At 72.2% G+C, this 14,913-nt stretch carries 9 protein-coding genes; 2 read left to right on the plus strand and 7 right to left on the minus strand.

What is annotated here, in order from left to right; translation table 11 throughout:
• Window positions 1-44: 44 nt before the first annotated feature.
• From ABZ818_RS07180 to ABZ818_RS07190, 3 genes are all read right to left on the minus strand, one after another.
• Window positions 45-1,589 carry a protein kinase gene (locus ABZ818_RS07180; RefSeq protein WP_361411811.1) on the minus strand — a complete coding sequence of 515 codons (1,545 nt, stop codon included), beginning with the start codon at window positions 1,587-1,589 and terminating at the stop codon, window positions 45-47.
• Window positions 1,586-2,374, minus strand: coding sequence for a hypothetical protein (locus tag ABZ818_RS07185; protein ID WP_361411813.1), 789 nt, complete (start codon window positions 2,372-2,374; stop codon window positions 1,586-1,588). The genes ABZ818_RS07180 and ABZ818_RS07185 overlap by 4 nt, the downstream gene beginning before the upstream one ends.
• A gap of 203 nt (window positions 2,375-2,577) precedes the next feature.
• Window positions 2,578-4,800, minus strand: coding sequence for an N-6 DNA methylase (locus ABZ818_RS07190; RefSeq protein WP_361411815.1), 2,223 nt, complete (start codon window positions 4,798-4,800; stop codon window positions 2,578-2,580).
• 191 nt (window positions 4,801-4,991) lie between these two features.
• On the opposite strand from ABZ818_RS07190, the gene ABZ818_RS07195 reads away from it, so the two are divergent.
• Together ABZ818_RS07195 and ABZ818_RS07200 are read left to right on the plus strand one after the other, a co-directional pair.
• Window positions 4,992-5,459 carry a hypothetical protein gene (locus tag ABZ818_RS07195; RefSeq protein WP_361411817.1) on the plus strand — a complete coding sequence of 156 codons (468 nt, stop codon included), beginning with the start codon at window positions 4,992-4,994 and terminating at the stop codon, window positions 5,457-5,459.
• A 240-nt stretch (window positions 5,460-5,699) separates the two neighbouring features.
• Window positions 5,700-6,482, plus strand: coding sequence for a hypothetical protein (locus tag ABZ818_RS07200; protein ID WP_361411819.1), 783 nt, complete (start codon window positions 5,700-5,702; stop codon window positions 6,480-6,482).
• Window positions 6,483-6,631: 149 nt separating this feature from the next.
• Here ABZ818_RS07200 and ABZ818_RS07205 read toward each other — a convergent pair whose 3' ends face one another.
• From ABZ818_RS07205 to ABZ818_RS07220, 4 genes are all read right to left on the minus strand, one after another.
• On the minus strand, window positions 6,632-7,348 hold the full coding sequence (locus tag ABZ818_RS07205) for an HNH endonuclease family protein (RefSeq protein WP_361411821.1): 717 nt from the start codon (window positions 7,346-7,348) through the stop codon (window positions 6,632-6,634).
• A 164-nt stretch (window positions 7,349-7,512) separates the two neighbouring features.
• Entirely contained in the window at window positions 7,513-11,067 is a 3,555-nt protein-coding gene (gene mfd, locus ABZ818_RS07210) for a transcription-repair coupling factor (RefSeq protein WP_361411823.1), read from the minus strand.
• A gap of 239 nt (window positions 11,068-11,306) precedes the next feature.
• Complete coding sequence (locus ABZ818_RS07215) at window positions 11,307-13,886, minus strand: FtsX-like permease family protein (RefSeq protein WP_361411825.1); 2,580 nt, start codon at window positions 13,884-13,886, stop codon at window positions 11,307-11,309.
• Window positions 13,883-14,671: an ABC transporter ATP-binding protein gene (locus tag ABZ818_RS07220; RefSeq protein ID WP_361411827.1), complete on the minus strand. Its 789-nt coding sequence runs from the start codon at window positions 14,669-14,671 to the stop codon at window positions 13,883-13,885. Before ABZ818_RS07220 ends, ABZ818_RS07215 begins: the two co-directional genes overlap by 4 nt.
• Window positions 14,672-14,913: the final 242 nt, after the last annotated feature.

Genomic DNA, 14,913 nt, shown 5'->3' on the forward strand with positions numbered 1-14,913 from the left:
ACGGACGCCGAACCACATCCCGTGCGCGCGCTGAACCGCACCGGTCAGCCGTGCACCTGACCCAGCCACTGCAGGGTGCGCTGGATCTCGACCGGGAAGGGGTGCACGGGTCCGTGCCGCCGCTCCGCGTCGTGGAGCAGGCGCAGCAGGGTGTCGTGGGCGGCGGTCGGGTCGCCCAGGGCGAGCAGCAGGTGCCCGATGCGGCGGCGGATCTCGAGGGGCAGGTCGGGGTCGGCGGCCGTGTACGGGTTCTCCGCGAACCGGTTCTCGAAGTAGGGCAGCAGGGCCCGGTACTCGGTGAGCGCCGCGGCCGGCTCGCCGAGTTGTTCGAGGCACTGCGCCGCGTCGTAGCGGAACCGGAGGGACTGCGGGTCGGCGGCGCCCGCCTCGGTGGCCCGTTCGTCGGCGAGGCGTCGCAGTTCGGGCAGGGCGCGCCGGTACTGGCCGTCGTCCATCAGCGTGGCCGCGTACTGCTTGCGCAGGGTGCGCACCACCGGGGAGTGCTCGCCGTGCTGGGCGGCGGCGGCCGGGAGGATCGCGCCGAGGATGTCGACGGCCTGGGTGATGCGGCCCTCGCCGAGCAGCCGCTTGACCTCGTCGACGGCGGTGGCGACATCGTGGTGGCCGCCGGTCCTGGCGGTGGGCGGTTCGGGGCGCGGCGCGGGGATGACGGCGCGGTCGGGCCAGGGGGCGTGCGGGCGCAGGAAGGGGCGGGTCGGATCGAGGGGTCCGCCGGTGTGCGGGCCGCGCGGGGGCAGCAGCGGCAGCAGGTCCTCGTACACCGCCTGGGCACTGGCCGGGCGGTGCTGGGGGTCCTTGGCGAGCAGCCGCAGCACGAGGGATTCGAGGGCGTCGGGGATCTCGGGGCGCAGCCGGCGCACGGGCACCGGCGGCTCGTAGAGGTGGCGGTGCAGCACGCCGACCGCGGTGGACGCGGCGAACGGGACATCGCCGCTGAGGAGTTCGTGCAGCACCACGCCGAGCGCGTACAGGTCGGTGTACGGGCCGACGGCGCCGCCCATGGCCTGTTCGGGGGCCATGTAGGCAGGGCTGCCGATGGGTGATCCTGTGCGGGTGAGGCGGGTGGTCTCGGCGTTGAGGACGGAGGCGACGCCGAGGTCGAGGACGGTGACGGTGCCGTCCGGCTTCACCATCACGTTCCGCGGTTTGAGGTCGCGGTGGACGATCGGTACGGCGTGCACGGCGGACAGTACGGCGCACAGCTGGGCGGCGACGGCGACCGCCCACTGCCAGGGGTACGGCTCGTGTTCGGCGAGGTGGTCGGCGAGGTCGGCGCCGTCGACGTACTGCATGACGAGGTAGAGGTTCTCGTCCTCGCTGCCCGCGTCGTGCACGGTGACCAGGCCGGGGTGGTCGACCTGCGCGGTGACGCGGCACTCGCGGACGAAGCGGCGGCGCAGCTCGGCGGCGTCCTGGCTGCGGGGGCCCGCGACCTTGTCGGGGCGCAGCAGCTTGACGGCGACCCGGCGGTCGAGCCGCTGGTCGTAGGCCGTCCAGACCTGGCCCATGCCGCCTTGCCCGATGAGCGTGGACAGTTCGTAGCGTCCGGCGACGACGCGTGCGGTCACCGGTCGTCCCCCGCGCCCCAGCTCGTGGTGAACCCGGCGTCCCCGGTACCCGGGGTCCCACCCGGTCCGGACCGCCCACCATGGCCGGACCGCCCACCATGGCCGGACTGGCCGCCATGGCCGGGGCCGTTGTCCTGGCCGCGCAGGAAGTCGCTCAACTCGTCCAGTTCGGCGCGGACCTGGTCGATCCGGGCGGGCGCGGGACGCTGCGGCTGCTGGGGCACCGCGTTGGGGGCGTGCGCCGGGTTCGGCGCGGGTGGGAAGGAGGCGGGCCGCGGCGGGGAGTAAGGCCCCGGCTGCGGCGGGGAGTAGGGCGCGGGCTGCGGCCGGCCGTACGGGGTGGGCGGCGGACCGTAGCTCTGCGGGGCGGGGGACGGCGGGTAGCCGTACACCACGGTGGCGGCCGTGGCACTGGGGGCGACCCGACCCGCCAGGAGGGCCTCGTGGTGGCGGAGGTCCCGGTACAGGAAGTAGCCGACGCTGCCGAACGCGGACAGCAGGAGCAGCGCCACACCGACGTCGCCGCGCCAGGTCTCCAGGTCGCCCTCCTCGCCGGTGCCGTCGACGCCGAGGAACACGCACCCCACGAACAGGAGGACGAGCGACAGCGCGAACAGGACCCAGTCGCGCCGGGCCCGGGTCATGCAGGCGACGCGCAGCATGGTGCCCCAGGCCAGGAAGCCGAGGCTCAGCACCGAGAGGGCCACGAACAGCACCCTGAGCCCGACCACCAGCGCGGTCGAGGGGCGCGGAGGCTGCGGCGGCGCGTAGCCGGGGCCGTGCATGACTGCTCCTAGTGCCGAGGCCCTGGCAGGGCTCCTGCGGGGACGGTGCGGACGGTGCGGAACCAAGGGTGTTCCGAGCGTGTTCCGAGGGTATCGGTCAACCCGGAGAACCGGCTTGGGATGTACCGAACCGTTGCCGTCTCCCTTTCCCGCCGCACCGCCCAGCCCCGTCCCGCCGCGCCGCCCGCTCGGCCGCCGGTCCGTCAGCCGCCGGGCGGGACCGTCCCGTCGGTCAGCCCGTCGTACATGCCCCGCACGAGTTGCTCGCCGAGGTGTCCGGCCAGTCGCAGGGCGTCCTCGAAGGCGGCCAGCCCGCGGAACCGTTCGCCGTAGGTCCGCTGCTGCTCCAGCGGGATCCGGGCGAGTTGGAGCCTGCGCACGTCGAGCCGGGTCGCGGTGGACGCGTAGCTGCTGGCCTGGCGGTTGTTGGCGGTGCCGCGCAGGAATCCGGCGAGGAACCACGGGTCGAGCGCGACCGGGTCGGGGCGCAGCAGGGTGAGGTTGCGGCCGAGCGCGGCCCCGGCGGTGCGCTCGTCGACGACGCGGGCGACGCGTCCCCCGCCGAGGACGGGGACGACGACGTCGCCGGCTTCAGTGAGCACGATGTCCTCGGCCGGCTCCCCGTCGGGCAGCACCCCGGACGGCGCCGCGGCGGCGAGGACGTCGTGGTCGGTGAGGACGGGGACGCCCGCGCGGGCCGGCCGGCCGGCGGCCGGGGTGCGGGGGTGTGACGCCGCCGTGGGACCGGAACTGCCGGAGGTGCGCAGGACCAGGGCTCCGGCGCGGGCGAGTTCGCCGACGGTGGTCAGCGGCCAGCGCGCCGGCGGCGCCCCGGTGGCGGGCGGCGGCGGGGCGAGGGTGGCGGCGAGCCGCAGGGTGTCGCCCAGGCGTGCGCCGACGTCGGCCAGTCGCTCGGCTCCGCCGTCGGCCGGGAGCGGCAGATGGCGGGCGGGGGCCAGGTCGACATCGTCGTCGAGGAGGTCGATCACCGGTACGCAGCGGCTGAGCCCCGGCTGCTCGTCGGCCGTGCCGGTGCGGTCGAAGGGCCGCCAGGCATCGAGGACGGCGGAGCGCACGGCCTGCCAGTCGCCGCGGGCGCGCCCGTCGGCGGCGTCCGCCGTGTCCACGAGCAGCAGTTCGGGCGGCGAGGGCTGGGCTCCGGCGGCGGGGCGGCTCAGCACCCACAGGTGCAGCGGGATGTTGTACGGGGGCGCCGATCCGGCGGGCAGCGCGATCACGGCGCGCAGGGCGCCGCGGCGCAGCAGGTCGGCGCGGATGCGGCGGCCGGAGCGGCGCGACGCGGCGGCGGGCGGCATCAGCAGGACGGCGGTGCCGCCGTCGCGCAGGTGGGCGAGGGCGTGCTGGACCCAGGCCAGCTCGGATTCGGTACGGGCGGGAAAGCCGTACTCCCAGCGCGGATCGTAGGCGAGTTCGTCATGGCCCCAGTTGCGCTCGTTGAAGGGCGGATGGCACAGCACCGCGTCCACGGCGAGGCCGGGGAAGGCGTCGGCGCACAGGGTGTCGCCGACGCGCGCGTGCACCTCGGCGTCGGTGCTCAGGGCGAGCCGCAGCGCGGTGAGGGCGGCGAGGTCGGGGGCGGCGTCCTGCGCGTACACGACGGTCGGCGAGCCGAGCGCGCCGAGCAGGGCGCCGGTGCCGGCGGCGGGGTCGAGCACCGTACGGGGCCGGCCGGCGAGTTCGGCCATCAGGGCGGCCGGCCCGGCCGGAGTGAGCGTGTACTGGCGGGGGTTGGCGTCGAGCTGCCGTCCGAGCAGGAACTCGAAGGCGCGGCGGGTGCCGAGTTCGACGGCGAGTTCGCCGACGCCCCTCAGCAGCGGCACGGAGGCGGCCAGTTCGGCGGGGCCGGGTGGGGTCAGGGCCGCGTGGCCGGTGTGGCCGACGGGGGCTGCCACCGGGCCGGAACCGGGTGCGGCGGCGGAGGGAACGCCGTCGGTGTTCACAGACGCCTGTGAACTGTGGCCGGCGTCGACCGGGGCTGGGGTGGCGCCCTCGGTGTTCACAGCGATCTGTGAACCGAACCGCCAGGTGAGGGCCTTGGCGAGCTGGGCGGGCAGCAGCTCCGCCATACGCGTGTCGGTCAGGCCGCTCAGCTTCAGCCATTCGGTGGGCCGGTCGCGGATCAGGAGCAGGGCGCAGCCCGCGTGGACGAGGGCGGTGACGGGGCCGGCGGGATGTCCGGCAAGTTGCTGCCAGACCCGTTCGCGGAGCGGGACCTCGGCGAGTTTGCCCTGCTTGCGCAGCCACTCCTCGACCTCGGCGAGCCCGAAGGCGGGGCTCGCCTCGGTGCCGCCGACGGGCCGGGGGAAGTCGGCGTGACGGCGGCGCCAGTTGCTGACGGCGGCCCGGCCGACCCCCGCGAGGCGTGCGATTCCGGCGGCGGTCACCTCAGTGGCGTTGTCCTGCACCCGCGCGGCTCCCCTCGTGATGGCTCTGTGGCGTCGAGCATACCCAAGGACGCCCGAAAGCCCCCTTCACGAGGTGAATCGATGAATCGAGAGTTGCCATGTTGACTCGGTTCACAAAGCCTGCTCTGATTGACCCATCGGAACGAGCGGCCGCCGGATCGGCGGCCGCCATCCTGGGGGAGGGATTTCTCATGGGCATGAAGACGAAGCTCGCAATGGGTGCCGCCGTGGGTCTCGCGATCATCGGCGCGGTGTCGTGCGGCGCGGACACCGGCGACTCCAAGAGCGGCTCGTCCAGTTCGGCGGCGGCCGACGGGGCCAGCGGCGGCACCTCCGGCAAGGGCGGCGCCAAGGACAAGAAGTCCGACGCCGTCAACGGCTCCCAGGCGGACCAGTTCAAGGCCTTCGTGAACAAGAACGGCACCGCGAAGGAGAAGGAGGCCGTCGCCCACGTCACCAAGGTCCAGGGCGCCGACGAGCAGAACGACATCCTCGACAGCGTCGACGTCCACACCGACTTCACCGGCGGCCTGATGGGCAAGGGAACGGGTCCCGCCAATCTGATCGCCTCCGCCTTCGCGGACTGGAAGCACAGCAAGAACGGCCTCGTCACGATCTACGACGCCGACGGCGAACTGCTCGGCAACGGCAACTTCTAGAGCCGGCGGACCAGGCCCGCGCCCCGCGCCGCACGCCTCTCATCCCCTGCTTCCCCCTCCAGCACCGGGGCCCCCGCACCCGGTGCCGCACCGCTTCGGGGCCTCGCACCCAGCGCCCCGCACCGCACCGCACCGGGCCCCCGGTCCCCGGCGCTCCCCGCCGCACCACACCCCCTGCCCGTGCCGACACCAGGGCACGGCAGCCGCTCACCCACCTCACGACACCCTCGGGGGACCCCCATGCGTCACACCGCCGCCGCACTCTGCCTGACCGCCGTCACCGCCTCGCTCGCGCTCACCGCGTGCGGCTCCGAGAAGCCGGACGCGGCGGGCGGCGACGCCAAGGGCAAGGCACACCAATCCGCCGGCGCCACGGCCGAACGCGCCCCGTTCGCCGACCTGTCCGGGCAGGAGATCGTCGACAGGGCGCTCAAGGCCACCCGGAGCGCCACCTCCCTCACCCTGAAGGGCAGCGTCCCCGACGACGAGGGCACCATCGAACTGGACCTGGCCCTGGACCGCGAGGGGCACTGCGCCGGGACCCTGGGCATGTACGGCGAGGGCAAGGTCGGCCTCATCAGGACAGACGACACCGTCTACATGAAGTTCGACGAGGCGTACCTGCGCTCCGAGGGCAAGGGGCAGTCCAAGTCCGAGGTCGACGGTGTGGTGGACATGCTCGCCGACCGCTGGGTGAAGACCGGCGCCGACAGCGACGACGCCAAGGACATGGCCGACTTCTGCGACCTCGACAAACTGCTCGCCGACTTCGACGACACCCGCTCGGCGGCCCGCAAGGGCAAGGCGACGACCCTCGACGGCACCCCCGCGTTCACCCTCACCGAGGCCGAGGGCAAGGACCGCTACACCCTCTACGTCGCCACCGAGGGCAAGCCGTACCTGCTCCGGATCGAGAACACCACGGCGAAGCAGCCGGAGAACATCTCCTTCACGGACTACGGCAAGCCGGTCCAGGCGGTGCCGCCCGCCGACAAGGACGTCCTGGACCTCGACAAGCTCTGACGCCCGAACGGCGCCCCACCCGACCACCCCTCCGGCGGTCCGTCACCCCTCTGGGGGGAGCGGGTCGGACCGCCGCCCCGGCCGGGGAGGAATACCCGCCTCCCCGGCCCCAGGGCGTCACGGCGCGTGACGGCGACGCCGACCGCTTCTCAGCGGGCCCGGAACCGCTCCGGTGCCTTCGTCGGGTTGCCACCCGAAGGGAGCTTCTGGCTGGGGCAGGTGGACAGGATCTTCTTCATCGCGGTCTTCTCGGCCGCGGTGACCCACAGTTCGTACTTCTTCTTCACCGCGACCTGCGCGGCGACGTACGTGCACCGGTAGGCCTTGGCGGGCGGCAGCCACGTCGCCGCGTCGCCGTCGCCCTTGGAGCGGTTGGCGCTCGCGTCCACGGCTATCAGGTTGAGCGGGTCGTTGGCGAGCGCTATGCGCTTGCTCGCGTCCCAGTACGCGGCGCCCTTCTGCCAGGCGTCCGAGAGGGCGACGACATGGTCTATGTCGACCTGGCTGCGCCCACGCCGGTAGACGATCTCCTTGTCGGAGTACGGGTCCCGCTCCAGCACGCCGTACGACACCTTGCAGTCCCCGTCGGTGAACCGCACCTGCTTCAGGTCCCGTTTGAGGATGTCGTCGCGGGTGGGGCAGCCGTTGGAGTCGGTGTCCGCCCAGGCGGTGCCGAACTTCTCCCGGACGTAACCGGTCTTCGGCGACCGCCCCTTGACGGTCAGCGACTCGGCGGCGGCGAGCGCCTCGCCGCCGGTCTTCGCCGGCTCCGGTCCGCTCGCGCCGCCGTCCAACTGCTCCGTGCATCCGGTCACGAACAGTGCCACGACGGCAGCCGCAACCGCCCCGCCCCTCAGACGCGTCACGCTGCGCCCCTCCCCTAACCTGCCTGGTCCCGCCCCTGGTTCGGGCGTCCTTCACCTGGTGCCCACCGTAGCGGGGAATACGCCCAGGCCACACGGGGGGTACTGGGGTCACGAGGGGCGAACGCGCGCACCGCGCACCCTCCGCGACCCCACAGACGCGCGGGCTACGACCCCAGGATGGACGCCAGGAACTCCCCCACCCAGCCCAGCAGTTCACGGCCGACCAGCGGCTTGCCGCCGATCTTCGCGGTCTTGGGACGGGGTACGAGGACCTGGTGGACGGCCGGCTTGATCACCGAGCCCGGGTAGAGGCGCTTGACGCGCAGCTCCTGCGACTCGCGCAGATCCACCGGGGCGAAGCGGATGTTGTTGCCCTGCAGGACGATCTCGCCGACACCGCAGGCCCTGGCAAGCATGCGCAGCCCGGCCACCAGCAGCAGGTTCTCCACCGGCTCGGGCAACTTGCCGTAGCGGTCGGTGAGTTCCTCGCGGACGGCCTTGATGTCCTCCTCGGAGTTCGCGGAGGCGATGGACCGGTAGGCCTGGAGGCGCAGCCGCTCGCCGGGCGCGTAGTCGTGCGGGACGTGCGCGTCGACCGGCAGCTCGATCTTGACCTCGAGCGGTGGCTCCTCCGCCCCTCCCGCCGAGGCCTCCCCTGTCTCCAACTGCCTCCGGTAATCCGCGACCGCCTCACCGACCATGCGGACGTACAGATCGAAGCCGACACCCGCGATGTGCCCGGACTGCTCGCCGCCCAGCAGGTTTCCGGCGCCGCGGATCTCCAGGTCCTTCATCGCCACGTACATGCCGGCGCCCATCTCGGTGTGCTGCGCGATGGTCGCCAGGCGCTCGTGGGCCGTCTCCGTCAGCGGCTTCTCCGGCGGGTACAGGAAGTAGGCGTAGCCGCGCTCGCGGCCGCGGCCCACCCGGCCGCGCAACTGGTGCAGCTGGGACAGGCCGAAGTTGTCGCCGCGCTCCACGATCAGGGTGTTGGCGTTGGAGATGTCGATGCCGGACTCGACGATCGTCGTGGAGACCAGCACGTCGAACTTCTTCTCCCAGAAGTCGACGACGACCTGCTCCAGGGCCGCCTCCGACATCTGGCCGTGGGCGGTGGCGATGCGCGCCTCGGGGACGATCTCCCGCAGCCGGGCCGCGGCGCGGTCGATGGACTCCACCCGGTTGTGGATGTAGAAGACCTGGCCCTCGCGCAGCAGTTCGCGGCGGATCGCCGCGCCGATCTGCTTCTCCTCGTACGGCCCGACGAACGTCAGCACCGGGTGCCGCTCCTCGGGCGGCGTGGTGATCGTCGACATCTCCCGGATGCCGGTCACCGCCATCTCCAGGGTGCGCGGGATCGGGGTCGCCGACATCGTCAGGACGTCGACGTTCGCGCGCAGCTTCTTCAGCTGCTCCTTGTGCTCGACGCCGAAGCGCTGCTCCTCGTCGACGATGACCAGGCCGAGGTCCTTGAACTTCGTCTCCGAGGAGAACAGGCGGTGGGTGCCGATGACGATGTCCACCGCGCCGTCCCCGAGGCCCTCCACGACCGCCTTCGCCTCGGTGTCGGTCTGGAAGCGGGAGAGCGCTCGGACGTTCACCGGGAACTGCGCGTACCGCTCGGAGAACGTGCCGAAGTGCTGCTGCACCAGCAGTGTCGTCGGGACCAGGACCGCGACCTGCTTGCCGTCCTGGACGGCCTTGAAGGCGGCACGGACCGCGATCTCCGTCTTGCCGTAGCCGACGTCGCCGCAGATCAGTCGGTCCATCGGGACCGACTTCTCCATGTCCTCCTTGACCTCGGCGATCGTGGTCAGCTGATCCGGGGTCTCCGCGTACGGGAAGGCGTCCTCCAGCTCGCGCTGCCACGGCGTGTCCGTGCCGAAGGCGTGCCCGGGCGCCGCCATCCGCGCGCTGTAGAGCTTGATCAGGTCGGCGGCGATCTCCTTGACCGCCTTCTTCGCCCGCGCCTTGGTCTTCGTCCAGTCGGCGCCGCCGAGCCGGTGCAGCGTGGGCGCCTCGCCGCCGACGTACTTGGTGATCTGCTCCAGCTGGTCGGTGGGGATGTACAGCCGGTCGCCGGGCTGGCCGCGCTTGGCCGGGGCGTACTCCACCACCAGGTACTCGCGGGTCGCGCCCTGCACCGTGCGCTGCACCATCTCGATGTAGCGGCCCACGCCGTGCTGCTCGTGGACGATGTAGTCGCCCGTCTCCAGGCTCAGCGGGTCGATGGTCTTGCGCCGCCGCACCGGCATCCGCGCGCCGTCCCGGCCGGCCGTCTTCTGGCCGGTCAGGTCGGTCTCGGTGAGCACGGCCAGCTTCAGCGCGGCGTCGAGGAAGCCGTGGTCGATGCCGCCGCAGGCGACGTGCACGACCGACGGGGACACCTGCCCGAGGTCCACGTCGAGGCGGGCCGCGATGCCCTCCCCGCCCAGCACCTCGACGGTGCGCGAGGCCGGGCCGTGGCCCTCGGTGACGAACACCGCGCGCCAGCCGTCCGCGAGCCAGCCCTTGGTGTCGGCGAGCGCCTTCGCGATGTCCCCGCGGTACGCCTCGGGCGCGTGCATGCCCAGCTTGAGCGTGTCCCCGTCCCCGTCGTACACCGTCTCGTCCGCGGCGAACGGCGACACCGACCACCACATCATGTCCAGATCGCGCGCCCGGTCCCGCACGTCCGCGATCGACCACAGGGAGGCCGCGCCGAGGTCGATGGGCGCCTCGCCGCCGCCGGCCGAGGCCGCCCAGGACGCCTGGAGGAATTCGTGGGAGGTCGCCACCAGGTCCGCCGCGCGCGTGCGCACCCGCTCCGGGTCGCAGACCACGGTCATGGCGCCCTTGGGCAGCACGTCGAGCAGCAGCTCCATGTCGTCGACGAGGACCGGCGCCAGGGACTCCATGCCCTCCACCGCGATGCCCTCGGCGATCTTGCCGAGCAGCTCGCCGAGCTCCGGGTGCCGCTCGGCGAGTGCACGCGCCCGCATGCGTACGTCCTCGGTGAGCAGAAGCTCACGGCAGGGCGGGGCCCACAGTCCGTGCTCGGCGACCTCCAGGGAGCGCTGGTCGGCGACCTTGAAGTACCGGATCTCCTCGACGTCGTCGCCCCAGAACTCGATGCGCAGGGGGTGTTCCTCGGTGGGCGGGAACACGTCGAGGATGCCGCCGCGCACGGCGAACTCGCCACGCTTCTCCACCAGTTCCACGCGGGAGTACGCGGCGGCGGCGAGGTCGTCCACCACGTTGTTCAGGTCCGCCGTCTGCCCCGTTCGCAGGGACACCGGCACCAGGTCGCCCAGGCCCTTGACCTGTGGCTGGAGTACCGAGCGCACGGGTGCGACGACGACGGAGACCGGGCCGGTCTCCGGATCGTCGGGGTTCGGGTGGGCCAGGCGGCGCAGCACGGCCAGGCGGCGGCCCACGGTGTCGCTGCGCGGGCTGAGCCGCTCGTGCGGCAGCGTCTCCCAGGAGGGGTACTCCACGACGCCCTCCGCCGGCAGCAGCGAGCGCAGGGCCGCGACCAGGTCTTCGGCCTCGCGGCCGGTCGCCGTCACCGCGAGCACGGGACGGGCGGCCTCACGGGCCAGGGCGGCGACGGTGAAGGGGCGGGCAGCGGGAGGACCGACGAGGTCGACGTGCATGCGGTTGCCGTCCGCCGCCGCGGTGATCGCTTCCGCGAGGGCTGGGTCCTTGACGACGGCGTCGAGCAGACCGTGCAGGCTCATGGGGGGCTTTCCGTCCGAATCCGTCCGAGGGTGGGCAGCGCGAAGATCCCGACTCGTGCGCGGGCCGGGGATTCCTTCAGCGTACGCCGCCGGGCAGGCGGGCCGCGGGGGCTGTGGACAACCCCGGTCGCGCCCCCGCCGCCCCGTCCGGCACAAGCCCGGTGCCGGGAAGTCCCCCTGACTTCCCGGCACCGGGCTCCACCGTGACCCCCGTCCACGGAGGGGGCGCGTCGCGCTCGCTACTCCGTCGCGATCGCGTTCAGAACGTTCATCCGGCCCGCCCGGAAGGCCGGGATCAGGGCGGCGAACAGGCCCACGAAGGCCGAGCCGATGAAGACTCCGGCGATCGTGACCCAGGGGATCTCCAGGACCTTCAGGCCCTCCAGGGCGAGGAGCTTCTGGGCGGTCGCGCCCCAGCCCATGCCGAGCCCCAGGCCGAGCAGCGCGCCGAACAGGGCGATCACCACGGACTCCAGGCGGATCATGCGGCGCAGCTGGCGGCGGGACAGGCCGATCGCCCGCATCAGGCCGATCTCCCTCGTCCGCTCGACCACCGACAGCGCCAGGGTGTTCACCACGCCCAGGACGGCGACGATGATCGCCAGGGCGAGCAGGGCGTAGACCATGTTGAGCAGCTGGCCGATCTGGTTCTGCAGCTCCTCCTTGTAGTCGGTCTGGTCGCGGACGGTGTACTGCGGGTAGTCGTGCAGCGCGGACTTGAGCGCCTGATACGCGGCGGTCTCCTGCCCGTCCTTGGCCGTGGCGAAGAGCAGCAGGTCGAGCGGCATCCGGTCGGCCGGCAGGTACTTTCCGACCGTGGCGATCGAGACGTACATCGCGCCGTTGTCGATCATGCCGTCGTCGCTGGTGATCGCGCGGACCGTGAACTCGGCCGTCCTGCCGCCCCTGAACCCGACCCCGACCGTGGACCCCTGCTTGATGCCGTGCTTCTTGGCGAAGCCCTCGGGGACGGACATCGAGTCGGGCCCGTAGGCGTCGGCGAGCGTGCCGGAGACCGTCTTGGTGCGCAGGTCCTGGGCGTACGTCGGGTCGGCCGCGTTGATCATCCCGTTCTTCGAGGTACGGCCGTCCGGCGTGGTCAGGGAGACGTCCACGAGCTTGTACTCGGTGACCCGCTCCAGCCCCGGGGCGTCCTTCACGGCCTTCACCGCCTGCGGGGTGATGACCTCGCCGTTGTCGCTCTGGATGATGAAGTCCGTGCCGACGGTCTTGTCGAGCTGGTCGGTGGCGGAGGCGACCATCGAGGAGCCGACCACCGACAGGCAGGCCACCAGGGCCAGGCCGATCATCAGCGCGGCGCCGGTCGCGCCGGTGCGGCGCGGGTTGCGCAGCGCGTTGCGCTCGGCCATCCGCCCGATCGGGCCGAAGATCCGCAGCAGGACCGCGCTGAGCACCCGGACCAGGCCGCCCACGAGCAGCGGGCCGACGACGACGAGGCCGATCAGGGTGAGCACCACGCCCAGACCCAGCCACGCCGAGCCCTGAGTGGCCTTGTCGGCGTTGGCCGCGGCGTACAGGCTCGCGGCGCCGGCGCCGGTGAGGACCAGGCCGACGACGGCCCGTACGGTCCCGGCCCTGCCGTCGGCCGGGGTCCCCGCCTCGCGCAGGGCGGCCATCGGGGAGACCTTGCCGGCCCGCCGGGCGGGCAGGTAGGCGGCGAGGACGGTGACGACCACGCCGAGGACCAGGCCGATCACGGGGGTGGTCCAGGCGACCGTGAGGTCGTCGGTGGACAGGTGCATGCCCATCTGGCTCATGAGCTTCATCAGGCCGACCGCGATGCCGACGCCCGCCCCGACACCGAGCACGGAGCCGACCCCGCCCAGCAGCAGCGCCTCGACCAGCACGGACCGGTTGACCTGGCGGCGGGAGGAGCCGATGGCGCGCATCAGGCCGATCTCACGGGTGCGCTGGGCGACCAGCATCGAGAAGGTGTTGATGATCAGGAAGATACCGACCAGGAAGGCGATTCCGGCGAAGCCGAGCATCCCGTACTTCATCACGTTCAGGAAGCTCTCGATGTCCTTCTGGTTGGCGTCGGCGACCTCCTTGGCGGTCTGCACCTTGTAGCCGGCGCCGAGCGCGGAGGCCACGTTCTTCTTCAGCTGCTCGTCGGTGACGCCCTTGGCAGCCGTGACGTTGACGTTCGTGTACACGTCGGTCCGGCCGACCAGGGTCTGCTGGGCGGTCCTGGTGTCCAGGTAGAAGATCGCCGCGCCGGGGTTGGTGACGGTGAAGGCGGCGATGCCGGACACGTGCGTGCGGTGGGTGCCGACCGCGGTGATCACACCGATCTCGTCGCCCAGCTTCAGGTGGTGCTTGTCGGCGGTGTCGGCGTCGACCATCACCTGGTCCGGGCCCCTGGGCGCCGCACCGGAGGTGATCTTCATGGTGCGGGAGTCGTTGTCGTTCCAGTTGCCGACGATGGTGGGCGCGCCGCTGCTGGGCGACAGCTTGTCCTTGTCGGCGTCGACGACGGTCACCGAGGTGGAGAACACCGTCCCCTCGGCGGCCCCCACGCCCTGGGCCCGGCGCACCTCGCCGAGCACGGAGGCCGGCATGACCGGCGGCTTGCCGGTGCGGGAGGTGGTCTCGCCGGTGTCGGACGAGGTCTTGGCACTCACCGTCACGTCCGAGGCGGTCGCCTGGAACAGCTTGTCGAAGGTGGTGTTCATGGTGTCGGTGAACACGAGCGTGCCGCACACGAAGGCCACCGACAGCAGCACGGCGACGGCCGACAGCGCCATGCGTCCCTTGTGCGCGAAGAAGTTGCGCAGGGAGGTCTTCAGGACGGTCATGACGTACGCCCCCGGGCATCGAAGTCCTTCATGCGGTCCAGGACCTGATCGGCCGTCGGCTGGTTCATCTCGTCGACGATCCGGCCGTCGGCGAGGTACAGCACGCGGTCGGCGTAGGAGGCGGCCACAGGGTCGTGCGTGACCATCACGATCGTCTGGCCGAGGTCGTCCACGGACCGGCGCAGGAAGCCCAGCACCTCGGCGCCCGCACGGGAGTCCAGGTTGCCGGTCGGCTCGTCACCGAAGATGATCTCGGGCCGGGCGGCCAGGGCCCGGGCCACGGCGACGCGCTGCTGCTGGCCGCCGGAGAGCTGGTTGGGCCGGTGCCTGAGCCGTCCCGCGAGGCCCACGGTCTCCACCACCTGCTCCAGCCACTTCCGGTCCGGCTTGCGGCCGGCGATGTCCATGGGCAGGGTGATGTTCTCGAGCGCGTTCAGCGTGGGCAGCAGGTTGAACGCCTGGAAGATGAAGCCGATCCGGTCCCGGCGCAGTTGTGTGAGCTTCTTGTCCTTCAGCCCGGTGATCTCGGTCTCGTCCAGGAAGATCTGGCCGCTCGTCACGGTGTCGAGGCCGGCGAGGCAGTGCATCAGCGTGGACTTGCCGGAGCCCGAGGGGCCCATGATCGCGGTGAACCGGCCGCGGGCGATGTCCACGTCGACGTGGTCGAGGGCGACGACACGGGTCTCCCCGGCCCCGTACGCCTTCACGACCTGCCGCGCCCGAGCGGCGACGGCCGTAGTCCCTCCAGTACCCCCGTGCCTGGGAATGGTCACAGCCGTTGTCACGTCAAGTCTCCTATGTCGGTCTGGTGGTGAAACGCGTCTGGTGGCGAGTGGCGTCTGCTGGTGAATCGCGGTGGTGGATCGCGGTGGTGAGCCGCGTTCGATGGATCGAGTCGGTGCGTGTACGTCGTGCGCTGCGGTACGCCGTCGAGTCTGGTCGACGGGGGGTGTCCGGCGCGCTGGTGCTCAGCGCAGTCTTCTCCGGGGGAAAACCCCACCCCCGCCGCTCCGGCGTACCGCCCCAC

This window comes from Streptomyces sp. NPDC047453, assembly GCF_040643155.1.
GTDB lineage: Bacteria > Actinomycetota > Actinomycetes > Streptomycetales > Streptomycetaceae > Streptomyces.